This is a genomic window from Streptomyces tamarix (assembly GCF_032423885.1).
Taxonomy (GTDB): domain Bacteria; phylum Actinomycetota; class Actinomycetes; order Streptomycetales; family Streptomycetaceae; genus Streptomyces; species Streptomyces tamarix.
On record NZ_JAWCTQ010000039.1, the window covers coordinates 1 to 24,071 of the forward strand.

Consider the following 24,071-nt stretch of genomic DNA (forward strand, 5'->3'; position numbering starts at 1 on the left):
CCGCGCGCCCCTTCGGCTCCACGAGCGGTCCAGGGGGGTGCCCTTCCCCTCCCGGCCCGCAGGGTCTTCCGGTCCTACAAGTGGTGCCCGACCGCCTTCCCGGCGCCCGACCGCCCCTCCTGCTCCTCCTGCCGGTCCGGGGCGCCCCGGTGCTCGCTCACCGTGCTTCGGAGGCGGAACGCGCCAAGAAGGCTTCGGCGCGCGGCTCGTGTTCCTTGGCCTCGTGCGGGTCCTCACCGTGGGCACGGGCGTGGGCGATGCCGTCGAGGGCGAGGGCCAGTTCGCGCCGCAGGCCGGCCTGCTGGGCGAGGCGGCGGGCCTGCTGGTGGTGGCCCTCCCCGCGCTCGTAGTCGCCGCGGTCGCGGTGGACGGCGCCGATGACGTTGTGGACGGCCGCCGTCAGGGCCGGGCGGCGGACCCGGCGCAGCAACTGGAGGGCGGCGTGCCCGGCGTGCAGGGCCTCGCGGTGGCGGCCCTGGCGGCGGTAGACGTCGGCGTACTGGGCGAGGATCGGCGCCTGGCCGTCCGGGGTCGTGGTGTGCCGGGCCAGTTCGGACGCCTCGGCGAGCCGGTCCAGGGCGGTGTCCAACTGGCCGGCGCCGGCGTACGCGGTGGCCTCGCCCAGCAGGCCCGTGAGTTCCCCGTACGCGTCGCCGCTCTGCCGGCTCTGGAGGACGACCAGGCGGCTGGTCTGGAGCGCCTCGGCGTGCCGGCCGAGAGCGGCCTGCGCCTCGCCGAGGGAGACCAGGACGGCGCTCTCCTCGTCGTGCGCGTCCGAGCGGCTCAGCTGCACCAGGGCCCGGTGCAGGGCGGCGATGGCGTTCTCGTACTGGCCGAGGGCGTTGTGGAAGGCGCCGATCCGGCCGAGGCAGAACGCCGCGCCGACCCGGTCCCCGGCCCGCTCGGCGAGGGACAACGCCTCCCGCGCGCACTCCAGGCCCTCCTTGACGCGCCCCAGGTGGCCGTAGGGCGCGGCCATGCCGGTGAGCGCGGCACCCTCCAGCGCGGGGTCGCCGAGGCGGCGCGCGGCGGCCGCGGCCTTGCGCAGGACGCCGAGCTCGTCCTCGATGTGGCCGCTCGTGTGCAGGTAGGGGGCGAGGGCCAGGGGCAGGCGGGCGACGTGGGAGTCGAGTCCGACCGCCTCGGCGTGGGCGAGGGCGGCGAGCAGGTTGGCCCGCTCCGCCTCGAACCAGCCGAGCGCGTCGGCCGCGTCCCGCAGGGGCGGGACGGCGGCGGGGGCGTGCGGCGGATCCGCCGGGCGGGGCCGCTCCCGGGCAGGCCGTTCGTGGTGGGGCCGTTCCCGGTGGGGCCCGAGCAGGCCGGCGGCCTCGTCGGCGACCCTCAGGTAATGGTCGAGGAGCCGCTGTTGCGTGTCGCGGGTGGTGTGCGGCTGGTGGGCCGCGGCCTCCCGGGCGAGGGCGCGGACCAGGCTGTGGAAGGTGTAGCGGCCGGGGGTGTGCTGGACGAGGAGCCGCGCGTCGAGCAGGTCCTCCAGCAGGGCCTCGGCCGCGTGCGGGGTGAGCCCGGCGAGGGCGGCGACGGCGTACCGGTCGAAGTCCGTGCCCGGGTGCGCGCCCAGCAGCCGGAACAGCTCCTGGTGGCGGGGTGACACGACCGCGTACGACAGGTGGAGCGCGCTGCGGACGCTGCGGTGCTCGACGGTCAGCTCGTCGAGGCGCAGGGATTCCTCGCGGAGCCGCCCGGCCAGGTACGCGAGGGACCAGTGGGGCCGGTTGGTGAGGCGGGACGCGACGATGCGCAGGGCCAGCGGCAGACGGCCGCACAGGGCGACGAGTTCGGCGGCGGCCTCCTGCTCGGCGGCGACCCGCCGGTGGCTCAGGACCTGGGAGAGGAGCGCCAGCCCGTCGGCGGGGGAGGGCAGCGGCAGGGGGAGCGGCACGGCGCCGTCCAGCCCGGCGAGGCGGGGGCGGCTCGTGACGAGGACCAGGCAGCCCGGCCCGGCGGGGATGAGCGGGCGTACCTGGTCCGAGGCGACGACGTTGTCGAAGAGGAGCAGCATGCGGCGGTCGGCGGTCGTGCCGCGCCATAAGCTCTCGCGGTCGGCCGGGTCGTCGGGGATGAGGTCGGCGGGCACGCCGACGGCCCGCAGCAGCGTGCCGAGCGCGTCGCGCGGTTCGACGGGTTCGCAGTGCGGGCTGAAGCCGTGCAGGTCGAGGAAGACCTGGCCGTCCGGGTAGCGGTCGGCGACGCGGTGCGCGGCGTGCACGGCGAGGGCGGTCTTCCCGCTGCCGGCCATCCCGTCGACGGTGATGATCCGTACCGCCTGGTGGGGGGCGGGAGCGTCGGCGGGGTCGCCGGGGGCGGGCGGGACGTGGGCGAGGAGCTGCTCCAGCTCGGCCTCGCGGCCGGTGAAGTCGGGCAGGTCGTGCGGGAGGGAGCGGGGCGGCGGCGCCGGGGCGGGCGGGGCGGCGGGCCGGTCGCGGCGGGCGGCGGGAGGCGTGTCGAGGCCCGGTTCGTTGCGCAGGATCTGCTGGTAGCGGTAGTTGACGGCGCTGCTGGGGTCGATGCCCAACTGCTCGGCGAGCAGGTTGCGCAGGTCGTGGTAGACGCGCAGCGCGTCGGCCTGCCGGCCCACCCGGTACAGGGCGACCATCAGCAGGGCGCTCAGGGACTCGCGCAGCGGGTGCTCGGCGACGAGCGGCATCAGCTCGCTGACGGCGTCGTGGGCCCGGCCCTGCTCCAGGCGGAGCTCCAGGAGCCGTTCGCGGGCGCCGAGGTAGCGGTCCTCCAGGGCCGCCGCGGCGGAGGTGAGGACGGGGCTGCGGCTGTCGGGGAGGACCCGGCCGCGGTACAGGGCGAGGGCGGCCTCCAGGGCGGCGACCTCGCCGTCGACGGTGGCGTGGCGGCGGGCCTCGTCGAGGGCCTTGTCGAAGCGGAGGAGGTCGAGTTGGTCCTCATCGACGACGATCCGGTATCCCGGCCCGTCGGTGAGGATCATTTCCTGCGCGTGAGGAATGCGTGAACGGAGATCGGCAACGATCTTTCGAATCTGGTGTTCCGCCGTCGCGGGCGGGACGCGTTCCCACACCGCTTCCACCAGATGGGAAATCGGCACGAGCCGATTGGCCTCCAGTAGCAGTGCGGCGAGTACCGCGCGGGCACGTGGGCCACCCAGCGGGAGCTGCTGCTCTCCGACCGAAACCACCAACGTGCCCAGAATGCTGAACCGGACAGCGCTCCCCCGTGAGGCCATCATGGAAACTCACTCTATGGGATGAACGCAGAGGTAGCGTCAGTCATTTAGGACAGTTCTTTGATCAATTCCGGTCAGTATCGAACGAGTTGATGTTCAAACAGATCCAACTTGACACGTCGACCAGTGGCCAAGAATACTCGCTCACTGTTGGTGACCTGTACGCGTTGACGGTTCACAACCGACCCCGCTGATCAAGCGGTTGGTCCCCCGGAGACGCCACCGACGGCCCGCCCGAAAGGCCGGCCCGCCGCACCCCGCGTACCACCGCCCCTTCTCCACCTCCGACCCGTACCCCCGCCGCCCGAGGCTCCGACGCGCCCGGGCGTGCGTCCGCGTGCCCGCGCCCGGCCGGACCGAGCGTGCAGCGTTCCGCGAACCACCGCTCGCCCCCCGGGAGCGGTCTGCCCATCAGGAAGGAAGCACCACGCCATGCCGCGTTCCGAACCGCTGCCCCTCTACGGCAAGGAGTACAAGACCGACCCGTACCCGCTGTACCGGAAGCTACGCGAGGAGGGCCCCGTCCACGCGGTCAACTTCCCCAGCGGAGTCAACGCGTGGCTGGTCACGGGCTACGAGGCGGCGCAGAGCGCCCTCACCGACGACCGTCTCGGCAAGAACCACGACCTCGGCAACAGCGCCTGGCGCGAGCGCGCGGCGATCATGCCCGAGCCGCAGCACTCCCAGCTCCAGGTCCACCTGCTGCACCAGGACCCGCCGAAGCACACCGTGATGCGGAAGCTGGTCACCGAGGCGTTCACCCCCCGCAACGTCGAGCGGAAGCGCGCCCGCTTCGAGGAGATCGCCACCGAGCTCCTCGACGCCGCCCTCGGCGCGGCCGGCACCGACGCCGCCGACGCCACCGGGAGCGGGGTGGTCGACGTGGTCGGCGCCTTCGCCGCGCACTTCCCGTTCCGCGTCCTCGCCGAGGTCATCGGCCTGCCCGACCCGATCGCCGCCCGCTTCGACCGCGACTGGGGCAAGGTCGTCCAGCCCGTCGGCCCCGCCGACCCGCAGCGCCCGGTGTACGAGGGGCGCCTGCGCGGCCTGCAGAACTACATCGCCGAGGTCGTCGAGCACAAGCGCACCCACCCCGAGGACGACCTGCTCACCAAGCTCGTCCGCGCCTGCGAGGCCGGCCAGATCACCAAGGAGGAGCAGGACTCCATCGTCTTCCAGCTCCTCGTCGCCGGCCAGGAGCCCGTCACCAACCAGATCACCACCGCCCTCATCGCCCTCCTGCGCCACCCCGCCGAACTGCGCCGGCTCCAGGAGGCCGTCAGCGGCGACATGAGCGACGCCGACCAGGCGCTGCTCGCCCGCGCCGTCGAGGAACTCCTGCGCTACGACAGCGCCTTCGAGCTCACCACCTGGCGGTTCTTCGCCGAGGACTCCGAACTCTTCGGCACCACCGTCCCGGCCGGGGACTCGGTCATCGTGTCGCTGTGCGCCGCCAACCGCGACCCCGAGCGGTTCCCCGACGCCGACACCCTCGACCTCGACCGCTCGCCCAACCCGCACATGGCGTTCGGGCACGGAATCCACTTCTGCCCCGGCGCCGCCCTCGCCCGTGCCGAACTCCAGATCGCCGTCCGGGCGCTGCTCACCCGGCTGCCCCAGATCCGCCTCGCCGTCCCGGACGAGGACCTGGTCTGGGTGGGCGCCGTCCTCGCGCGCGGCGTCAACGAACTGCCCGTCGCCTACGGCCCCTCGGACGACGCCCCGCGCGGCGGCTGCCCCGTACGGCACTGACGGCCGTACCGCGCGAACCGTGCCCGGCGGAACCCGCCGGGCCGTCTTCCCCCGGACCACTCCTCCCGCACCACGACTCACGGAAGCGAGCCGATCACCCATGCCCGAGTCCGCCACCACCGCCCTGACGCCCGAGGTCGAGCGCATCAGCAAGGAGATCGTGCGGCTCCTCCTCCCGCACCGACGCACCGTGGAGCCCGACACCCATCTCGACACCCCCGACGACTTCCCCGAGCAGCTCAGTCAGATAGCCGACTTCGTCGCCAAGAACGAGCGGGTCATCTTCAGCCTGCCGGGCTTCCCGTGCAAGTCGCCCAACACGGACAAGGTCTTCGGCCACCTCCCGGACCAGGGCGAGCGGCTCGCCCTGCGCTTCCTCGACTCGCTGTGCGCCGACATCGAGAAGGTCTACGAGCCCGGCGCGAAGGTCCTGATCTGCTCCGACGGCCACATCTTCGGCGACGTCATCCGCGTGCCCGACGAGCACATCGACGCGTACAACGACGCGGTGCTCGACATGATCCACGCCGAGGGCCTCGCCGACCACCTCGACACCTTCGACCTGCGCGACGTGTACGGCCCCGACCTGACGTACGACGAGAAGCGCAAGAAGGCCGCCGAGACCCTCGGCCCGACCCTGGAGGAACTGCGCGCCGAGGTGCGCGAGGACGAGGCGTCCCTGCGCATGTACCGCGGCATCACCCGCTTCCTCGTCGAGGACACCGCCGGCTGGGAGGGCTCCCGCTCCGCCCTGCAGCGCGACTGCCGCCGCCGCGCGTACGAGGTCATCCTCCGCAGCCGCGCCTGGAGCGAGCTGATCGCCGAGAGCTATCCGCGCAACGTCCGGCTCTCCATCCACCCGCAGAACCGCGGCTCGGTCAAGTTCGGCATCCGCCTCCTCGGCGCCGCCGACGCGTGGACCACGCCGTGGCACGCCGTCCTGCTGCACCACACGGACGGCACCTGGGAGCTGATGCACCGCCGGGACGCCGAGAAGCTCGGCCGGGAGGTCCACCAGGACGGCCGGCCCAGCCACTTCGAGGCGATCGGTGACGGCAGCGGCGCGGGCACCGACACCGACGTCGAGACCGGCACCCCCTCCGCCGCGGCGGCCTGACGCGTCACCGCGGCCCGGCCGGCGTGACCCGTGCGTCACGCCGGCCGGGCCGCGCGCCCGAGACGTCGTACGGAAAGGAGTACCGCTCATGCCCGTGGCCGCCTCGGTGGTCGAGCCCCTCCCCAGCCACGCCCTGATGGTGCTGCTGCTCCAGGTGGGCGTGCTGCTGCTGTTCGCGCTGCTCCTCGGGCGCCTCGCCGAGCGCCTCGGCATGCCCGCGGTCGTCGGGGAGCTGACGGCCGGGGTGCTCCTCGGTCCGTCCCTGCTGTTCCACGTGGCCCCCGGCGTCGGGAACTGGCTGTTCCCGCAGAGCACCGAGCACATGCACCTCCTCGACGCGGTCGGCCAGTTCGGCGTCATCCTCCTCGTCGGCTTCAGCGGCATCCACCTGGACCTCAAGCTCGTCCGCAGACAGGGGGCCCGTGCGGCCGGGGTGGGCGCCGCGGGGCTGCTCGTCCCCCTCGTCCTCGGCGCGGGGCTCGGCTTCCTGCTCCCCGCCCAGCTGCGCGCCCCGGGCGCCGACCACACCGTCTTCGCGCTCTTCGTCGGCGTCGTGATGTGCGTCAGCGCCATCCCCGTCATCGCCCGCACGCTCATCGACATGAAGCTCATCCACCGGGACGTCGGCCAGATGATCCTGGTGGCGGTCACCATCGACGACGCCGTCGGCTGGATCCTGCTGTCCCTGATCGCCGCCATGGCCACCACCGGCCTCTACGCCGGGGAGGTCCTCACCACGCTCGGCGAGGTCGGCCTGCTCGTCCTCGCCACCGCGACCGTGGGCCGGTACCTCGTCGGCGCCGCGATGCGCGCCTCCGCCCGCGCCGACGTGCCCGGCCTGCCCGTCGTCACCGCCGTCGTCCTGATGATGCTGTCCGCCGCGGGCACCCACGCCCTCGGCCTGGAGGCCGCCCTCGGCGCCTTCCTGTGCGGCATCCTCATCGGCGGGACCGAGCAGTTCGACACGGTGTCCCTCGCCCCCCTCAACACGACGGTCATGTCCGTCCTCGCGCCGCTGTTCTTCGCGACCGCGGGACTGCGCATGGACCTCACGTCGCTCGTCGACCCCGAGGTCGCCCTGTGGGGGTTCGCGGTGTTCGCCGTCGCCGTCGTCGGCAAGTTCCTCGGCGCCTTCCTCGGCGGGCTCACCACCCGCATGAACCGCTGGGAGTCGCTCGCCCTCGGCGCCGGGATCAACGCCCGCGGCGTCATCGAGGTGATCATCGCCCTGATCGGCGTCCGGCTGGGCCTGCTCACCGTGGAGATGTACTCGATCGTCGTCCTCGTCGCCGTCCTCACCTCCCTGATGGCGCCCCCTCTGCTGCGCCTGGCCATGAACCGCGTCGAGCAGACCGCGGAGGAGGAGCTGCGCGGCCACCGCTTCCTGGCGCAGACGCGGCCCGCCCAGGCGGCCCCGGCGCCCAGCACCACCGCCGACCCGTGACCGGGCCGGGTCCGTGACCGGGCCGGGTCCGTGGCTGGGGCGGGCCCGTGGTCGGGTCTGTGGCTGGGCCGGATTCGTGACCGGGCCTGGCCCGTGGCTGGGGCGGGTCCGTGGCTGGGTCCGTGATCGAGCCTGGTCCGCGACCGGGCCGGGTTCGTGATCGTCGCGGCACCGGAAGGGGGCGGAGGCCGGAGGGAGCCGTCCTGGTCGGCGGCGGCACCCGTCCGCACCCCGTCGCCCCGAACGTCCCCGAGGGGCCGCCGGCCCGCGGCGGGCCGACGACCTCCCACCCGCCGCCCGCGCCCGCGCCGGACGGCACCACCGGGAGCCGGGGCGCCGCCGCGCCGCCGCGCCGGGTGAGGCGGCCGGGCCTCCAGCGCCTCCCGGACGGCGGCTCCGCCCCGGCCCCGCGCCGTACGGGGCAAACCGCGCGGTACGGCGTCGGAGGGACCGGCCCCGAGGGGCGCCCCGTCCGGAGGGGAAACCCACCGGATCCCACTCCGCCCCCGATCGCCCCCGGCCCGTACGCCCCCTGTCCGTACGCCTTCGGCCCGGTCGCCCCGGGCCCGTGCGTCCTCGGCACCCCGACCCGCGACGGCGACCGGGCCGACCCGCCGGCCGCCCACGCCCGGCCCGCTCCCGTCCGCGGCGACGGGGGTCACTGCCCGGCCACGACACGGCCGCCCACCCCGCCGCCGAACCGCCCGCCGCCCGACCCGTCGACGGCGGCACCGACCCCACCCCGCCGCCGAGCCGCCCACCGCCCGCGCCGCGACGGCGAGGCAGAAGCCCACGAGGCCCGCTGCACCGCGCCCGCCGCCGTCCGTCCGCGGCCCGTACGCGAACCCCGTTTCCGCCCGGCTCCCCGACCCCGGCCGGGAGCCCGGGCCGCCGCCCGTCACCGGAAGCACCGGCGGGATGTCCCCGCCGCCCGTGCGCCCGGCACCGCCCGAAGACCTCCAGGACCGCGTCGTCGGCACCCCGTGCGACGTGACCGCCGGACCGTGACCGCCACCTCCACCGGAAGGGAGTGAGCACCGTGCAGGCAGAGAGCCCGGGCACCGGGGGCGCGTTCGCGTCCACGCCGCCCGTCCCCCGCGACCACCGCGGGCCGTTCACCTCGCCGTACCAGGACGTCCCGCTCACCGGCGCCCGCGGCGGGCCCCCGTCCCCCGTCCGCGCCACCAGCCACCGCCCCGCGGTGCGCGGAGTGCCGTACGGCCCCCACCGCCCGGCCGCGCCGCCCGGCCGCGCCGAGACCGTCCACTGCCACCACCCCCGCCGCCGCGTCCACGGCCACCGCGTCGACCCGCGCGCCGGGTTCCCCGCGTTCGGCCGCCGCGGGGCCGCCGAGCCGGGCGGCAAGCCGGGTGCCGAGCCGGACGGCGGCACCCGCCGGGCCCTGCCCGCCCCCGGCGGCCACGGCCTCACCCGGTCCGGGCGGGACGCCGCCGCCCCGGCCCCCACCGGGACGCGCGGGCGGGGCCCGCTGCCCGAGTACGGCACCTGCCGGAAGACGGAGGAGGCACTGTGGCAGTGAACCCGCCCCGGATCGCGCTCCTCGGCGCCACCGGCTTCATCGGCTCCGCCGTGCTCCGCGAACTCGCCGCCCGGCCCGTGCGGGTACGCGCCGTGTCCCGCCGTCCCGCCCCCGTGCCCCCCGGCGCCCGCGCCGACATCGAGGTGCGCGCCGCCGACCTCACCGAACCCGGAGAGATGGCCGCCGCCGTCGCCGACGCGGACGTCGTCGTCCTCGCCGCCCTCCACAGCGCCGCCCCCGCCGCCCGGCTCGCCGGGGACGGCGACACCGCCGCCGAACGCGTCGACGTCGGCCTCGCCCGCGACCTCGTCGCCGCCCTCGCCGCCCGCGCCTCCGGCCCCCTGCCGAAGGTCGTCTTCACCGGCGCCGTCTCCCAGGCGGGACCCACCGGCAAGGACGTGCTCGACGGCACCGAGGACGACCGCCCGGCCGGTGCCCACGACCGGCAGAGGCTCGCCGCCGAACGCGCCCTCCTCGACGCGACCGCCCGCGGCGTCCTGTGCGGCACGTCCCTGCGGCTGCCCACCGTCTTCGGGTACGGCCCCGGGTCCACCGCCCACGACCGGGGCGTCGTCTCCGCCATGACCCGCCGCGCCCTCGCCGGCGACCCCATCACCCTGTGGTACGACGACTCCGTCCGCCGCGACCTGCTGTACATCGACGACCTGGCGCGCGCCGTCGTCGCCGGCGTCGACCACGCCGAGGCCCTCGCCGGCCGCCACTGGCTCCTCGGCACCGGCGAGGGCCGCCCCCTGGGCCCGGTCCTCCAGCAGGTCGCCGTCCTCGTCTCGCACCGCACCGGCAAGCCGCCCGTGCCGGTCGTGTCCGCCCCGCCGCCCGCGCACGCCGAGCCCGGCGACCTCGTCAGCGTCACCGTCGACGCGTCCGCGTTCCGCGCCGTCACCGGCTGGGCGCCCGCCACCCCGTTCCCCGAGGCGCTGCGCCGCACCGTCGACCACCTGGCCGACGAGGCGGAACGCGCGAACCGGGCCCGGGGGGAGCGGGTCGCGGGGGGCGCGGCGTGACCGCCGCCGCGCTGCCGCGGCCCCGTGCCGCGCGGCCCGCCCGGCCGGTCGCCGCGGCCGGCCATGGCCCCCACCCCCGTACCGGGAGTGTCCCCGCCCACCGGCGGGTGTCCGCCGGACGGCCCGACTCCCCGACGGCGCGCGGACACCGCGCCGGAGTCCGGGCGCGCACGCTCCCGGCCCGCCCCGCCCCGGGCGCCGTGCGCCTCCGGGGACCGGGGGCCCCACCTCTCCACCCACCATCGAGAACAGGAGGACCCATGCCCCCCACACCCCCGCCCCGAGCGGCCGTGCGCGTCGCGCTGGACGCCGGTGGCCTGACGCTCTCCGGCCTGCTCGCCGAGCCGGCGGACGAGCCGAGGGGAACGGTCTTCGCGCTGCACGGCGGGGGGATGTCCGCGGGCTACTTCGACGGCAGGGCGCACCCGAGCGTGTCCCTGCTGGCCCTCGGGGCACGCCTCGGCTTCACCGTGCTGGCCGTCGACCGCCCCGGCTACGGGGCGTCCGCGCCCCACCTGCCGGACGGCGCGGACCGCGTCGAACAAGCGGACCTGATCCGGGCGGCGTTCGCCGACTTCGCCGCCCGGCACGCGCTCGGCGACGGCGTGCTCCTCCTCGGGCACTCGTTCGGCGGGCAGGTCGCGCTGACGGCGGCCGCACGGGGCTTCCACGAGCGGCTCGTCGGCCTGGACCTCTCCGGGTGCGGCCACCGCTACGCCTCCGGCCCCACCCCGGAGGGCTGCCCCGTGGACGGCCCGCGGGACCCGCGCTCGACGTGGGGGCCGCCCAGCCTCTACCCGCCCGGCACGCTCGCCGCGGGCGTCGACCTGATGTGCGACCCGCCCGCCGTCGAGGCGGCCGAGGCGGCCCGCTGGCCCCGCGACTTCCCGGCCGTGGCGGCGCGGACGACGGTGCCGGTGCGGCTGACGTTCGCCGAACACGAGGCGTGCTGGCGCCACGACGCGGAGGCCCTGGCGGAACTGACCGCCCACTTCACCGCGGCGGAACGCGTCCAGGTGGCGCGGCAGCCGGCCGCGGGGCACCGCATCAGCCTGGGGTGGGCGGCGGCGGCCTACCACCGCCGCGCCCTCACCTTCTTCGAGGACCTCCTGGCCCGCGTCCCCCGGCCGGTCCCGTCCGGCATGGACGGCTACCCCGCCGGGAGGCACCCCTGGGCGACGGCCACGGGGGAGGAACGCGAGGGCACGGCGGGGGCACGCGTCCCGTACGGGGCGAGGCTCGCCCTGTAGGTCAGCGGGCGGCCCACTCCGTGTGGCGGACCACCAGGGCCTCCACGGTGACGGGGCCGCTCTGCTCGAAGCGCAGGGTGAACGGGATCCGCTGGCCCAGCTCCACCGGGGCCCGCAGCTCCACCATCACGTCCGTGCCGTACGGCGTCATCTCCAGCGTGCCCCGCGCCGGCACCTCCACGGAGGCGATCATCTGCATCCGGGCCGCCGCCTCGCCCGCGTCCGCGTCCCGGGACAGCATCGCCTCGCTGATCGCCGGGGAGGTCACGGACGTCAGCCGGTCGTCGGCGTTGCCGGAGTTCACCACGGTGAAGACGACCGCCGTCCTCTCCCGCCCCGGGAACGGCTGGAGGAGCCGCGCGTGGGTGACCTCCAGCTCCGCCGGGGAGCCCGCCGCGCCCGCCGCCGTCCAGGCGGTGAGCCCGCCGAGTGCGAGCGCGCTCGCCACGACGGCGGACAGCGCGGGCACGACCCGCTCGACCCGGTCCCGCAGGGCCCTCATGCGCGTGCCTCCGAAACGCGGCGGCGCGCGTTCCCCGACGGGCGCCTCGGCTGCCAGCCGCGCAGCCGCAGGCTGTTGGTGACGACGATGACGGAGCTCACCGACATGGCGGCCGACGCCACCATCGGGTTGAGCCAGCCGGTCGCCGCCAGCGGGATGGTGACGACGTTGTACCCGAAGGCCCACACCAGGTTCATCCGGATCGTGCCGAGCGTGCGGCGGGCCAGCATCACGGAGTCCGCGACGGCCTCGATGTCCTCCCGGACCAGCGTCACGTCCGCCGCGCCGATCGCCGCGTCCGTACCGCCGCCCATGGCGATGCCCAGGTCCGCGCCGGCCAGGGCGACCGTGTCGTTGACGCCGTCGCCGATGACGGCGACCCGGCGGCCCTCCGCCTTCAACCCGGCGACCAGCGCCGCCTTGTCCTCGGGCGTGCAGCGGGCGTGGACGTCCGCCTCCGGGATGCCGAGCTCCGCCGCGACGGCGCGGGCGGTGGCGTCCCGGTCACCGGTGGCCAGGACGGGCCGCAGGCCCAGCCTGCGCATCCGCTCCACGGCCCGGTACGCGCCCGGCCGCAGCGTGTCGCCCAGCGCGATCACGGCCTGCGTCGTGCCGTCCACCTTGACGAGGACCGGCGTGTGCGCGGCCTCCTCGGCGGCGGTGAGCGCCCCGGCCAGCGGCTCGGGCAGCACCTCGTCGCCGGGCGCGCACACCTCGACGCGCCGCCCGTCGACCCGGCCGGCGACACCGACCCCGGTCGTGGAGGCGAAGTCGTCGACCCGCGGCAGGGCGTCCTCGCCGAGCGTCCGGCGGGCGTACGCGACGACGGCCCGGCCCAGCGGGTGGTCGGAGCCCTGCTCCACGGCGCCGGCGAGCCGCAGCACCTCGCGCCGCTCGTCGTCGCGGTGCGCCCCGCTCAGCGGGGTGACGCCGGTGACCTTCAGCTTGCCCGTCGTCAGCGTGCCGGTCTTGTCGAGGACGACCGTGTCGACGTTGCGCAGGGTCTCCAGGGCGCGCGGTCCGCTGACGAGGATGCCCAACTGGGCGCCGCGCCCGGTGGCGGCGAGGAGCGCCGTCGGCGTGGCGAGGCCCAGCGCGCACGGGCAGGCGACGACCAGTACGGCCACGGCGACCGTCACTGCGACCTGCGCGTCGGCCCCGGCGCCCAGCCAGAAGCCCAGCACCGTCACCGCCAACGCCAGCACGACCGGCACGAACACCCCGGCGACCTGGTCGGCGACGCGCTGCGCCCTGGCCTTGCCGGCGAGCGCGTTCGTCACCAGCCTGGTGATGCGGGCCAGTTGCGTGTCCTCGCCGACCGCCGTCGCCCGGACGAGCAGCAGCCCGCCCGCGTTGACGGCGGCACCGACGGCGGGGGAGCCGGGGCCCACCTCGACGGGGTCGCTCTCGCCGGTCACCAGCGACAGGTCGAGCGCCGAGCTGCCCTCGACGACCACGCCGTCCGTGGCGACCTTCTCCCCGGGCCGTACGACGAAGACCTGGCCGACGCGGAGCTGGTCCACCGGGACGCGCCGCTCGCGCCCCGACTTCTCGCAGCGCACCGCCACGTCCTTCGCGGCCAGCTCGGCCAGAGACCGCAGCGCGGCGCCCGTGCCGCGCTTGGCGCGCGCCTCCAGGTACCGCCCGGTCAGCACGAACATCGGTACGGCGACGGCCGCCTCCAGGTAGACGTGCGCGACGTCCGCCGACGGGGAGGGCAGCAGGCTGAACGGCATCGTCATGCCCGGCACGCCGGCGCCGCCGAGGAACAGCGCGTACGTCGACCAGGCGAACGCCGCGATCGTGCCGAGGGAGACCAGCGTGTCCATCGTGGACGCCGCGTGCCGCAGCCCCCGCACCGCCTTCACGTGACACGGCCAGGTGCTCCAGAAGACGACGGGCGCGGTCAGCGCGAAGCACAGCCACTGCCAGTTGCTGAACTGCAGAGAGGGGATCATGGAGAGGGCCAGGACGGGCACGGAGAGCGCGACGGTCACCCACATCCGCTGCCGCTGCGCGGCCTCCTCGGCGGCGGCCTCCTGGTCGCGGCGCTCCTGCCGGGCGGCCTCCGACTCCTCCTCGGCCTTCGGCGGGGCCGGCGGCTCGGCGGTGAAGCCGGAGCGCTCGACGGCGGCGACGAGGTCGGGGACGGTGTACGTCGGCGGGTGCGTGACCCGGGCGGTGTGGGTGGCGAGGTTGACCGACGCCACCACGCCCTCCAGCTTCGCGAGCCCCTTCTCGACGCGGGCGACGCACGCCCCGCACGTCATGCCGCCGATGGCGAGGTCGGTGGTGACCGTGGCGGAGGCCACGGGTCCGGGCGCGGTCATCGGCTCATCTCCTCCATGTCCATGCCACCCATGTCCATCCCGCCGCCCCCGCCGGTCGTCTCGGCGGGGCGGCTGTCTCCGGGGTGGAGGCCGGGGGCGACGGGCCCGGCGAGCGTTCCGACGGCGTACGACACCGCGAGCAGGGCCACGAGCAGCGCCAGGAACCCGCTCAGGCCCAGCAGCGGCCCGCGCGTCGCGGCGCTCGGGCGGTCGGGCGCGGCCTGTCCGGGCCGAGCATCCTTCATGATGTTCCGCTCCTGAAACAAGCGCCCGTCAGCCACGACTCCCGGTACGGGGGATGGCCCGGACACGCGGCTGACGGGCCGACAAGGGACGGGCCGCCGGAGGGAGGTGATGATTTCCCGCGGCCCGGACTCTCATGCTGGCACGAAAAGCCACGGAATCCACCCGTCACGGCGGGGACACCACACGTGAGCATTCTCCCGTTCCGCGCCGGGAACCCGTGCGGGCCGCGGGCCGACTACTTGGAGAAAGTCTCCGCCGTTTTTCCGGCCAACTGTCTCCGAAGGACGCCGGTTTCCGGCCGCCGTGTCCCGAAAAGCCGGGGAACTCGCCACCTGCCACCTGCGACTATGAGGATGGAACCCGCCGTACGGCGGACACGAAAGGAACGGGCAATGCCGCACGACGAACAGGGTGTCGCACCAGGGTCGGAGAAGCAGGGCAAGCCGGAGAACCCGTTAACGGGTGGCCGCAGTCCGTGGATCCTGGTCGCCATCGCGGGTGCCCTGTCGTTCACGGCAATGCTCGATATGAACGTCGTCAATATCGCGCTGGCCACCATATCCACCGACCTGGACGTCTCCCCGTCGATGGCGCAGTGGGCGGTCCTCGGCTACCAGCTCGCCGTCGTGTCCCTGTTGCTGCCCGCCGGCCGTTGGCTGGACGGCGGCCGGGGTGGCGGGGGCGGCGGTGTGGGGCTGCGTTCGGCGCTGCTGCTGGCGATATCCGGTTTTTCGCTGTGCGGGCTGCTCGCCGCGCTCGCCCCGTGGATGGCCTGGCTCGCCGTCGCCCGGATCGCCCAGGGCACCTTCGGCGCCCTCCTGTTCGTCCTCATGCCCGTTCTGGTGATGCGCGCCGTGCCGCCGTCGCTGCGCGGGCGCGCGATGAGCGTGCCCGCGACGCTCGGCCCGCTGGGCGCCGTCACCGGGCCCGCCGTCGGCGGTGTCCTGCTGGACGCGTTCGGCTGGCGGGCGGTCCTGCTCGTCAAGCTGCCCGTCTGCCTGGTCGCCCTGTTCGTCGTGGCCCGCGTCCTGCCCCGGCGCGGCGGGCTCGTCGCGCCGGGCCGGCAGCCCCTGGCGGACGCCGCGCTCGTCGGCGGCGCCGTCGCCGCGCTGCTCCTCGGCCTCACCCTGGCACCCGAGGTGCCCGCCTGGCTGCTGCTGGGCCTCGCCGCCGTACCGCCCCTCGTGTGGTGGTCGCGCCGCCCCGCCGCCCGCCCGGTCCTCGACGTGGTCCGCGCGTCGGGGGTGGCCGGGGTGTACGGCGCGGTGTTCGCGCTGGCCGCCGGGTTCGCGGCCATGCACTACGTGGTCGCCCTGCGGCTGCAGAGCGACAGTGGCCTCTCCGCGACCGCGACCGGCCTCACCGTCCTCGCGTTCCCGCTGGCCATGGGCTTGATGGGGCCGCTCGGCGGGCGTCTCGCCGACCGGTACGGGCCGCGCCCCACCGCCATCACCGGCGCCTGTGTGACCGCTGTCGGCCTCACCCTGCTCGCCCTGAACGGCGACCACTGGACGCAGGCCGACGTCGCCTGGCGGCTCGCCCTCGCCGGTGCCGGCATGGGCCTGTACGGCGGGCCGACGCAGACGCTCGTGATGACGGCCGCGCCGCCCCGTGCCGTGGGTGTCGCCGGGTCGCTGGTACAGCTCTCCCGGAGCCTCGGCTTCGCGATGGGCCCGGCGCTGGCCGGTGCCGCGTGGGGCCTGGCGGGCGGCGCGGACGGCGCCCGGTACGGACTGGTGATCTCCGCGAGCGCCGCCTGGCTGTGCGTCCTGCTCCTCGTCACGCGCCGCCGCACCCGTCCCGGCCCCCCGCCCGAGACCCCGGCCGGGACCCCGACCCCGGCGCAGGAACCGGCGACACGCTGATCCCGACCCCCGCCCACGCCCCCTCACGGGACCGAAGGGACGCACGGGCCGGGAGGGGGGAGGACGCCTCCATGTGCCGCGCGTAGGGCCGGAGGGGCACGGGGGCGCCGGAAGGGCGGCCGCGCGCGACTCGTGGGACCCGAAGACCCTGCGGGCCGGGAGGGGGAGGGTACCCCCCTGGGCCGTACAGGGCCGGAGGGGCGCGCGGGCGCCGGAAGGATGGCCGCGCGCGACTCGTGGGACCCGAAGACCCTGCGGGCCGGGAGGGGAAGGGTGCCCCGTGGGCCGCTCGTGGAGCCGAAGGGGCGCGCGGGTGTCGGGAGGGCGATCACGCGCAGGCGCGGAGCGCTGAGCATGTTCGCCCTCCCGACACCCGCTCAAAGCGCCCCGGAGGCGGAACGAGCCCAAAAAAGGGTGCGCGCCCCGGAGGCGGAACGAGCCTAGAAAACCCGCGCGTACCGTCCGGGGGAGAGGATGCCGTCCGGGTCCAGGGCGTCCTTGAGCAGCCCGATCGCTTCCCACGGTGCGGTGTCCCACGTGGTGAGCGTTTCCATCGTCTCGACGCCGACGCGGTAGAACCGGAAGCCGTCTTCGTACAGTCGCCGGTGGAGTTCGGTGTTGCAGGCCCGCGCGGATTCTTCCTGTTCGGGGTCGGTGCGGTCGAAGTACAGGTTGACGACGGATTCCAGGTAGTCGGGTCCGGTGGGGTTCACGGCGATGGCCGGGACGAGGCCGTGGTCCGCGCAGGTCTTCTCGATGGTGGCCACGAGGTCCGCGACGGTCTGTCCGTCGACGGCGGCGACCGGCATGCAGGCGAGGTAGCCGACGGTGGTTCCGTCGAGGACGTCCGGGTCGGCGGGGGTCTCCTTGCCGGGGACCGACTGGTACAGGCCGTGCAGGAACGCGGTGGTGGGCCGGCCGGTGTGCACGTCGTACATGGCGGTGACGATGGGGTCGGCGTCGGGTTGCCCGGCGTCTTCCGCGCCGATCACCCGTACGGTCGCGCCCGCGGCGGACAGGGTGCGTTCGGCGTCGGCGGTGGCGAGGGCGACCTGTTCCTGCGTGCCGTCGACGGCGACGGCGCCCGTCCAGGTCGGTACGCGGTCGCTGTCCGTCATGGCGAGGATCCGCTTGTCGTTGAAGATGTGCACGATGGATCGGAGGGTGCCGCGCAGGAACAGTCCGCGTACCGCGTCGACCACGCCGGGCAGTGCCGTTTCGGAGAGGGTGAACATCAGGAGGCGCAGGTGTTCCTGGCGGGGCAGCAGGTCCACGACGGCGGCCGTCACGATGCCCAGGTTCGACTGGAGGAACAGTCCGTCGAGCCGCGGTCCGATGCCGTGTGCGTAGTGGTGCAGTTGGCGGGTGCCCTCGCCGGCCCACAGGCCGGTGCGGATGCGCTGTCCGGTGCCGAGGACGACTTCCAGGCCGCGTACTTCGTCGGCGCGGTGGCGGCGGAAGCCCGTTCCGCGTTCCAGGAGGTTGCCGAGGACGGAGGAGTGCGGGGACGAGCCGGTCACGTTGGCCACCAGGTCGGGGGCGTGGGCGGCCAGGTGGTCGGCGAGCTGGAGTTGGGTGACGCCGGGTTCCACGATGGCGTACCGGCCGGTCGTGTCGACTTCCCGGATGCGGTTCAGCGCGGACAGGTCGAGCAGGGCGCAGCCGTCCTGTACGGGGAGGCGGGAGCCGAGGCCCCAGTTGCGGCCGGTGCTGTACGGGTGGAGCGGCACCTTCTCCTCGCGGGCGACCTGGACGATCCGGGCGACCTGGTCGGGGTCGGAGGGCCGCAGGACGGCCACCACGCGGCGTGACGGGAACGCCGAGGTGTTGTGGGAGGCCGCCGTCAGGGTGGCCTCGTCGTCCGCGACGGCGTCGGCGCCCACGATGTCCCGCCATCGGGCGACCGCTCGCTCGTCGCCTGCCCTGCTGTTCTGTCCCATGCGACCCTCACCATTCTGCTGGAACGTCCTGGACGGCACCGCGTGCCGCCGCCCGCCCGCCCGGCTTGCGGCGGGCGGGGCGGGCGGCGGCGACGCGGGTCTTACCGGTGGTGCGGTGGTACGGGTGGTGCCTCGGGTGCTGTCGTGGTGCGTCCGCCCGTCAGGCGCGGGCGCCCAGGTCCAGCATCCCGGCGTGCAGCAGCCGCTTCAGGAGCCGCTGCTGGCCCTCGTCGAGGTCCTGGACCAGCTCGTGCCAGAGCACCGGGCCCTTGCGCAGCCGCTCCCACAGGCCGGCCGCTCCGTCGCGCTCGTCCAGGCCGCGGACCTGCGTGCCCTCGGGGTCGTCGGTGAAGTAGAACCGGTGGGCGGGGAGCGTCCGGTCGAGCGGCGACTCGACGAGGTCGCCGTTGCGGACCGGGTCGTCCCAGTAGTCGGCGATGGCCTTCTGCTCCTCCGCCGGCATGAGGTCCGGGTTCGGCGGGATCGCCGCCTTGAAGCCGGGGATGTCCAGCGCGGGGCCCTGGAGGACGGCGACGTTCTCCTTGAGGGACACCTTCGTCTCGGCGTCCAGTCGCAGGTCGTTGGCTTCGGCGTACGCGGCCATGAACGGGCCGTTCACGTCGAGCGCCGACAGGCCCTCGCCCTGCGTCAGCACCTGGAGGAGGTCCGGGGTGAACGCCGTGTTGAGCAGCGCCTGGAACGTCGTCTCGTGGTCGGGGCCCGCGGGGCCCTCGGTGCCGCGGCTGTTCCAGTACACGCTCTCCGGGTTGTCCTTGCCGATGGCGTAGTACCACTGGTCGATGGAGAGCGCGAAGGACGACGCCATGCCGTGCCACTCGGTGTCGTAGTCCTTCCACAGGCCCCGCACCTCGGCCTCGCTCAGGCCCTCGCGGCGCGTCTCGCGGATCAGCGCGGCGGCGGCGCGGGCCTGGTTGGTGGCGAAGGCGACACCGGAGGAGAACAGCGGGTCGACGAAGTACGAGGCGTCGCCGAGCAGGATCCAGCGGCCCTCGTAGTCGGCGAACTTGTTGTTGATCATCGAGTAGTTGGTGGCCGTCAGCATCTTGTTGTCGATCGGCGTGACGTCCTGGATGAGTTCCTTGAGCTTCGGCACCTCCTTGACCGTGCGGAGGAACACCTCCGGATCGGTGAAGTCGGTGCCCGGCTGCTTGAGGATGTTCGGGTCGGTGACGATGCCGATCGAGTGGGTGGTCACCCGCTTCCCGTCAATGATCTTCCGGACGGGGATGTACCAGCACCAGCCGTCGCGGAACGCGAAGCAGCCGATCGGGGACATGTCCCCCTCACGGAAGATGTTCCAGTCGCCCTCCAGCGTCTGTGTCGGCTTGCCGCCGAGGTAGTGCTGCCAGATGGCGATGTTCCGGTAGCCGGACAGCCACTCGCGCCGCTTCTTGGTGACGATGCTGTTGCGGCGGCCCGAGGCGTCGACGAAGAACCCGGCGCGGACCGTGCGGCCGTCCTTGAGGGTGACCTCCTGGCCCTCGCCGTCGGGCAGCAGCGTGCAGTCCGAGACGGCCGTGCCCTCGAACACCTCGGCGCCCAGGTCGCGGGCGTGGTCGAGCAGGATCTTGTCGAACTCGGACCGGTTGACGTGGATCGCCCAGCGGTACGCGCCGTCGCGGACGGTGTTGAAGTGGTCGAAGAACGCGACGTGCGGGTCCTGTCCGCGCCACTGGAATATGCCGCCGAACTTCTTCACCCAACAGTCGCTGGCCAGGACCTTCTCCAGCGCCCCGGTCTCTTCCAGGACGGGTATCAGCGGGTGGGCGAAGGATTCCCCGATGTGCTCGCGGGGGAAGTCCTCCTTCTCGAACACGGCGACGCTGAGACCGCCCTGCCGCATGAGCAGGGCGGCGAGCGACGACCCGCCCGGGCCGCCACCCATGATCACCACGTCGTAGTACGGTCGCATCAAGTCTCGCCTCTCGTTGTCCGATGCAGTACGGATGGTGCGAGTGGTACGGGTAGTACGGGTGGTACCTGTGGTGCTCACAGGACGTGCACGCGCCGAAGGTGGCGCGGCGAGCCCTGGGTGAACGCGGTACGGCCGTGCAGCAGGGCGTGGTTGTCGGTGATGACGAAGTCACCGTCCTCCCACGCGTGCTGGTACATCACGTCCGGGGAGTACAGGCGCTCTCGGATGTCGGCGAAGAACGCCTCCGCGTCGGTGCCCTCCGGCAGCCCTTCCACGTCGAGGAAGAGGGGGCTGAGGAACTCCTCGGGGTCCAGCGGCTCGGCGTACCGGATGATCGGCACGCCGGTGTGCGGGTGCGACTGCACGAGCGGGGCGGTGATGTGCCCGCCGTAGTGCGCCGTCTTCTCCTTGCGGTAGGTGACGTTCAGCGCCTCCCACTGGGCGCGCTTCTCGGCGGGCAGCGCGTCCAGGACCATCGTGGTGTCGCAGAACGTCGTACGGCCGCCGGTGTCGCGGGCCGGCGCCTTCACGCACTGGAAGATCTGGTGCGTGGGCGTCTTCTCCGCGAACGCCCCGTCCCAGTGGTAGGGCACGGGGCCCGGCGTGAACACGTAGTCCTTGGGGTCGGCGTGCACCTCCAGGTCGAGGACCTCGCCGAAGTTCCAGGACAGCAGGTCGCCCCAGCGCCGCGCGTACGCGACGAGCTCGTCCTTGTGCGCCCAGGTCCGGAACCGGCGCAGGACGACCACGCGGTGCTCGCCGACCAGCGCGCGGACGGCGTCCAGGTCGACCTCGCCGAGGTCGGTGCCCTCCTGCCGGGCCTCGACGACGGCACCGAACGGCTTGAGGGCGGTGACGGTGTACTCGGTCATGACGCGACCTCCTCGATCAGCGGCTTGAGGGATGACGAGACGTTCGGGGCGATGTAGTGGCTGACCCGGCCGCCGCGCATGACGAGCGTCGCGCCGAGCTTCTCCGCCTCGTGGCGCTTGACGAGGCGCACTCCATCGCCGTCGTCGAGCGCCACGCCGTGCCAGGGGGTCAGCCAGTTGTCCTTCGTCCGCATCATGTGGATGCCGATCTTGGCGGAGTGGCTGACCTGCGGGTGGATGGAGAGCCGCAGCGCCTCGGGGAAGAAGTCCTCGACGAGGTTGCTCCACGCGTCGCTGCGCTGGATCACCTGGTACGCGAGGGACTTGGTCTCCTCGCGGACGCTGTTGCGGCTGCGGCCGGTGCTCAGGGCCATCCGGTCCTCGAAGAGGAACCGGTGTATCCCGCCGAAGATGTTCCGCGCGGCCGGGTCCGCGAGGGCGCGGGCGCGCACGTCCTCGACGGGGACGGCGTACTGGCTGGTGAGCATGGCCCGCTGCTCGTCGTAGGGGAAGCCGGGGAACGCGTCCTCCAGGCCGTACGTGTTGATCGCGTCCGCGCCGATCGCCCGGAGTAACAAGTCCAGTTCGGCGCCGTACGCGCGGACGACCTCGTCGGGGACGCCGACGAGGTCGCTGAAGACGTAGCCGTCGGAGCAGATGGTGATGCGCGCGCCCGGCTCGTAGTAGTGGCGGGTGTAGTCGCACAACTCCTGGAGGAACTCCAGCGACACCCGCTCCGCCATGTCCGGGAGCGTGCCGAGCACCTTCTCCGGGTTGGGCGACTTGGCGGGGAACGCCGGGATCACGAAGTGGATGGGAACGCCCTGTTCGATGAAACGCTCGACCTTCGGCCGGTGCAGCGCGAAGCACTCCTCGCACGTCCCGGTGGCGCAGGCGCTGTCGGCCGGCCCGTGGGCGAGGCGGCGGAACGAGAAGACCAGGCGGAGAATGTCGTCCGCGGGTGAACCGGACATCGTTCCCTCCTTGAGGGATAAGTGGGGTTCGGTCATCGGATCGTGTGGAACCGGATGCGTGCGGTGTGCGCGGTGGTCTCCAGCGCGTCGAGGCGGGCCAGCTCCAGATCCGGGGCCTGGGCGGGCCCCGGCCGTCCGTATCCGAAGCTCACCCAGGCCGCGGGCATGCCGGCGGCCCGGGCGGCGGCGAGGTCGTGGCGGCTGTCGCCCACCATGAGACCGGCCGTGCCGCCGGCCAGTTTCAGCGCGTGGTGCAGGGGTTCGGGCGACGGCTTGCGCCCGGCCGGGCCGTCCCCGGTGACGACCGCGTCGAAGCAGCCGTCGAGGCGCAGCGCCTTGAGCAGCTCACCGGTGACGCCGCCGGCCTTGTTGGTGCACAGCGCGGTGCGGACACCCGCCGCGCGCAGCCGCTCCAGCAGCGCCTCGGCGCCCGGGTACGGCCGGGACCCCTCGGCGGGCGAGGCGGCGTAACCGGTCAGGTACGCCTCCTGGGCGCGGGCCACGACGGCGGGGCCCACGGCGCGCCCGGACTTGCGTACGGACGCGTCGATCAGCGCCGTACCGCCCTCGCCCACCCGGTCCCTGACCTCCGCTCGGGACAGGACCGGAAGGCCGTGGTCGCGCAGGGCCGCGTTCACCGCGCGGACGATGTCGTCCAGCGTGTCGACCAGGGTGCCGTCGAGATCAAAAAGGACTGTGTCCACGGTTCGGAAGCCGGTTTCCGTGGTTTCCGTGCGCGTAGTGATGTCGGCCTCAATTCCTCGATGCTGGTACGGAGCCGGCGGGAATATCAATACCGCCCGGCGGGTCGCTTCCGGCCACGACGAGGGAACGGCCCGGCGGGGCGTATGTCAAAGGGGCTCGCCGGGCGTGTCGGCGGCGTGTCCGGGAAGAACGAAAGGGACGCCGTGGCGCCCCGCGTGCATGCTGAACACCCCAGCTGAGCTGGGGATATGTGCGAACGAAAAGTCAACGGATGTGGTTCATCATCGTTTTACGCGTTGTTTACGCGAAAAACCTGGAGGCCCCCGGGAGGTGCTGTCCGAACCGGACATGAAACACCAACCTGAGGCCCATCCTCTTGGCGGCCACAGGCTTTTGTCAAGGGTCGTCCACCGACACCGGCGAGCGGGAACGGAACGGTATCGACCTGGTAGCCCGGAGCCTCAGGCTCATGATGCTGTCGTCATACGCCTGCAGAGGATGCCCTATGCCATGTGCCTCTATTCCTGCCTATAGCACGAGCGCGCAGGTGACCCGCCGGCGGATCACCAAGAACCTGGTGGCCCTTGGAGAGCTGTACAACGAACTCACCCACTCCCTGACCTCGGCCCGGCCCCCACAAGGGGTGGTCGAGCGGGTCCGGGAACGCGGCACCCCCGGCATCCCGCTCAACAGCCGCGCCGTCGACGTCAGGGACCGCATCCGCCGGACGCTGGCGAGCTGGGCCGCCGTGGTCCGAGAAGGGCGGGGCGTCCAGGCCCCGACCCGCAACACCGTCGCCCTGCTGGCCTTCCTCAGCCACCACTCCGGATGGCTGGCCGGGCACGAGGCGGCGGCGGACCTCGTGGCCGAGACCGACGAACTGGTCACGTCCGCCTGGGGCGTGCTGTCCGGGCGCACCGATCGGCACATGGTGGTCGGGCCGTGCGTGCGCCCCGGCTGCCGGGGCACGCTCATCGCGCACCTCGGCTCCGGAACGTCGCCGTCCGGCCGGGCCGCGATCACGTGCACCGCCGAGCGCGGGCACACCTGGTCCCCGGAGCTGTGGCACACCCTGCACGAGACGCCGTCGCGCCCGGGACGCGGCGCGGCGGGGCTGACCGCGCAGGACATCTCCACCGGCTGGCGCATCGCCTCCGGCACGGTGTACTGGCTGGCCAACACGCACCGGTGGCGGCGCCGCAAGGACGGACGCCAGGTCTACTACGACCGCGACGACGTCCTCGCCACCATGCGCGCCCGCGCGGCGGCCCCCCGGGAAGCCACCTGACCCCGGCCCCCGCGGGTCCCGCCCGCCGGCCGGCCGCGGGCGGACGCCCCACGGGACGGGGCGGGCCCGCA

At 74.1% G+C, this 24,071-nt stretch carries 17 protein-coding genes; 8 read left to right on the forward strand and 9 right to left on the reverse strand.

The features are described 5' to 3' along the window. Window positions 1-157: 157 nt before the first annotated feature. Complete coding sequence (locus RND61_RS24965) at window positions 158-2,959, reverse strand: ATP-binding protein (RefSeq protein ID WP_315880332.1); 2,802 nt, start codon at window positions 2,957-2,959, stop codon at window positions 158-160. Between the two features lie 687 nt (window positions 2,960-3,646). Here RND61_RS24965 and RND61_RS24970 point away from each other — a divergent pair. The 6 genes from RND61_RS24970 (at window position 3,647) to RND61_RS24995 (ending at window position 11,342) form a co-directional block, all read left to right on the forward strand. Further along, window positions 3,647-4,966 (forward strand): cytochrome P450 family protein, encoded by a 1,320-nt coding sequence (locus tag RND61_RS24970; RefSeq protein ID WP_315880333.1) that lies wholly within the window; start codon window positions 3,647-3,649, stop codon window positions 4,964-4,966. A gap of 100 nt (window positions 4,967-5,066) precedes the next feature. Further along, complete coding sequence (locus RND61_RS24975) at window positions 5,067-6,083, forward strand: isocyanide synthase family protein (protein ID WP_315880334.1); 1,017 nt, start codon at window positions 5,067-5,069, stop codon at window positions 6,081-6,083. Window positions 6,084-6,171: 88 nt separating this feature from the next. Continuing rightward, window positions 6,172-7,527, forward strand: a complete 1,356-nt coding sequence (locus tag RND61_RS24980; RefSeq protein ID WP_315880335.1) for a cation:proton antiporter — start codon at window positions 6,172-6,174, stop codon at window positions 7,525-7,527. Window positions 7,528-8,566: 1,039 nt separating this feature from the next. Next, window positions 8,567-9,067, forward strand: coding sequence for a hypothetical protein (locus RND61_RS24985; protein ID WP_315880336.1), 501 nt, complete (start codon window positions 8,567-8,569; stop codon window positions 9,065-9,067). Beyond that, window positions 9,058-10,092 carry an NAD-dependent epimerase/dehydratase family protein gene (locus RND61_RS24990; protein WP_315880337.1) on the forward strand — a complete coding sequence of 345 codons (1,035 nt, stop codon included), beginning with the start codon at window positions 9,058-9,060 and terminating at the stop codon, window positions 10,090-10,092. The genes RND61_RS24985 and RND61_RS24990 overlap by 10 nt, the downstream gene beginning before the upstream one ends. A gap of 260 nt (window positions 10,093-10,352) precedes the next feature. Further along, window positions 10,353-11,342, forward strand: coding sequence for an alpha/beta hydrolase (locus tag RND61_RS24995; RefSeq protein WP_315880338.1), 990 nt, complete (start codon window positions 10,353-10,355; stop codon window positions 11,340-11,342). A 1-nt stretch (window position 11,343) separates the two neighbouring features. Here RND61_RS24995 and RND61_RS25000 read toward each other — a convergent pair whose 3' ends face one another. The 3 genes from RND61_RS25000 to RND61_RS25010 are packed head-to-tail and all read right to left on the reverse strand — an operon-like array spanning window position 11,344 to window position 14,419. Further along, the gene (locus RND61_RS25000; protein ID WP_315880339.1) at window positions 11,344-11,844 is read right to left on the reverse strand and encodes a copper chaperone PCu(A)C; all 501 of its coding nucleotides are present in this window, start codon (window positions 11,842-11,844) and stop codon (window positions 11,344-11,346) included. Further along, window positions 11,841-14,174, reverse strand: a complete 2,334-nt coding sequence (locus RND61_RS25005; protein WP_315880340.1) for a heavy metal translocating P-type ATPase — start codon at window positions 14,172-14,174, stop codon at window positions 11,841-11,843. The genes RND61_RS25000 and RND61_RS25005 overlap by 4 nt, the downstream gene beginning before the upstream one ends. Continuing rightward, window positions 14,171-14,419 (reverse strand): hypothetical protein, encoded by a 249-nt coding sequence (locus tag RND61_RS25010; RefSeq protein WP_315880341.1) that lies wholly within the window; start codon window positions 14,417-14,419, stop codon window positions 14,171-14,173. Before RND61_RS25010 ends, RND61_RS25005 begins: the two co-directional genes overlap by 4 nt. Before the next feature lie 393 nt (window positions 14,420-14,812). Between RND61_RS25010 and RND61_RS25015 the strand changes: the two genes are divergently transcribed. Further along, a complete protein-coding gene (locus RND61_RS25015; RefSeq protein ID WP_315880342.1) occupies window positions 14,813-16,285 on the forward strand; it encodes an MFS transporter in 1,473 nt (490 codons plus the stop codon). Between the two features lie 440 nt (window positions 16,286-16,725). Here the strand turns inward: RND61_RS25015 and RND61_RS25020 are convergent, their stop codons facing one another. The 5 genes from RND61_RS25020 to RND61_RS25040 form a co-directional block, all read right to left on the reverse strand. Next, window positions 16,726-18,225, reverse strand: a complete 1,500-nt coding sequence (locus RND61_RS25020) for an FAD-binding oxidoreductase (protein ID WP_315880343.1) — start codon at window positions 18,223-18,225, stop codon at window positions 16,726-16,728. 160 nt (window positions 18,226-18,385) lie between these two features. Further along, the gene (locus tag RND61_RS25025; RefSeq protein WP_315880344.1) at window positions 18,386-20,158 is read right to left on the reverse strand and encodes an NAD(P)/FAD-dependent oxidoreductase; all 1,773 of its coding nucleotides are present in this window, start codon (window positions 20,156-20,158) and stop codon (window positions 18,386-18,388) included. A gap of 77 nt (window positions 20,159-20,235) precedes the next feature. Next, on the reverse strand, window positions 20,236-21,033 hold the full coding sequence (locus RND61_RS25030; protein WP_315880345.1) for a TauD/TfdA dioxygenase family protein: 798 nt from the start codon (window positions 21,031-21,033) through the stop codon (window positions 20,236-20,238). Then, window positions 21,030-22,007 carry an isocyanide synthase family protein gene (locus tag RND61_RS25035; RefSeq protein ID WP_315880346.1) on the reverse strand — a complete coding sequence of 326 codons (978 nt, stop codon included), beginning with the start codon at window positions 22,005-22,007 and terminating at the stop codon, window positions 21,030-21,032. The genes RND61_RS25030 and RND61_RS25035 overlap by 4 nt, the downstream gene beginning before the upstream one ends. 32 nt (window positions 22,008-22,039) lie before the next feature. Beyond that, window positions 22,040-22,711, reverse strand: a complete 672-nt coding sequence (locus RND61_RS25040) for an HAD family hydrolase (protein WP_315880347.1) — start codon at window positions 22,709-22,711, stop codon at window positions 22,040-22,042. Between the two features lie 548 nt (window positions 22,712-23,259). On the opposite strand from RND61_RS25040, the gene RND61_RS25045 reads away from it, so the two are divergent. Then, window positions 23,260-24,000, forward strand: a complete 741-nt coding sequence (locus RND61_RS25045) for a hypothetical protein (protein WP_315880348.1) — start codon at window positions 23,260-23,262, stop codon at window positions 23,998-24,000. Window positions 24,001-24,071 lie beyond the last annotated feature (71 nt).

Bases quoted from the DNA above. Each gene is read 5' to 3' on its own strand.
- RND61_RS24995 (WP_315880338.1), top strand. From the start codon at position 10,353: ATGCCCCCCACACCCCCGCCCCGAGCGGCCGTGCGCGTCGCGCTGGAC.
- RND61_RS25015 (WP_315880342.1), top strand. From the start codon at position 14,813: ATGCCGCACGACGAACAGGGTGTCGCACCAGGGTCGGAGAAGCAGGGC.
- RND61_RS25000 (WP_315880339.1), bottom strand. From the start codon at position 11,844: ATGAGGGCCCTGCGGGACCGGGTCGAGCGGGTCGTGCCCGCGCTGTCC.
- RND61_RS25030 (WP_315880345.1), bottom strand. From the start codon at position 21,033: ATGACCGAGTACACCGTCACCGCCCTCAAGCCGTTCGGTGCCGTCGTC.
- RND61_RS24965 (WP_315880332.1), bottom strand. From the start codon at position 2,959: ATGATCCTCACCGACGGGCCGGGATACCGGATCGTCGTCGATGAGGAC.
- RND61_RS25005 (WP_315880340.1), bottom strand. From the start codon at position 14,174: ATGACCGCGCCCGGACCCGTGGCCTCCGCCACGGTCACCACCGACCTC.
- RND61_RS24975 (WP_315880334.1), top strand. From the start codon at position 5,067: ATGCCCGAGTCCGCCACCACCGCCCTGACGCCCGAGGTCGAGCGCATC.
- RND61_RS25020 (WP_315880343.1), bottom strand. From the start codon at position 18,225: ATGGGACAGAACAGCAGGGCAGGCGACGAGCGAGCGGTCGCCCGATGG.
- RND61_RS24970 (WP_315880333.1), top strand. From the start codon at position 3,647: ATGCCGCGTTCCGAACCGCTGCCCCTCTACGGCAAGGAGTACAAGACC.
- RND61_RS25010 (WP_315880341.1), bottom strand. From the start codon at position 14,419: ATGAAGGATGCTCGGCCCGGACAGGCCGCGCCCGACCGCCCGAGCGCC.
- RND61_RS25035 (WP_315880346.1), bottom strand. From the start codon at position 22,007: ATGTCCGGTTCACCCGCGGACGACATTCTCCGCCTGGTCTTCTCGTTC.
- RND61_RS24980 (WP_315880335.1), top strand. From the start codon at position 6,172: ATGCCCGTGGCCGCCTCGGTGGTCGAGCCCCTCCCCAGCCACGCCCTG.
- RND61_RS25025 (WP_315880344.1), bottom strand. From the start codon at position 20,158: ATGCGACCGTACTACGACGTGGTGATCATGGGTGGCGGCCCGGGCGGG.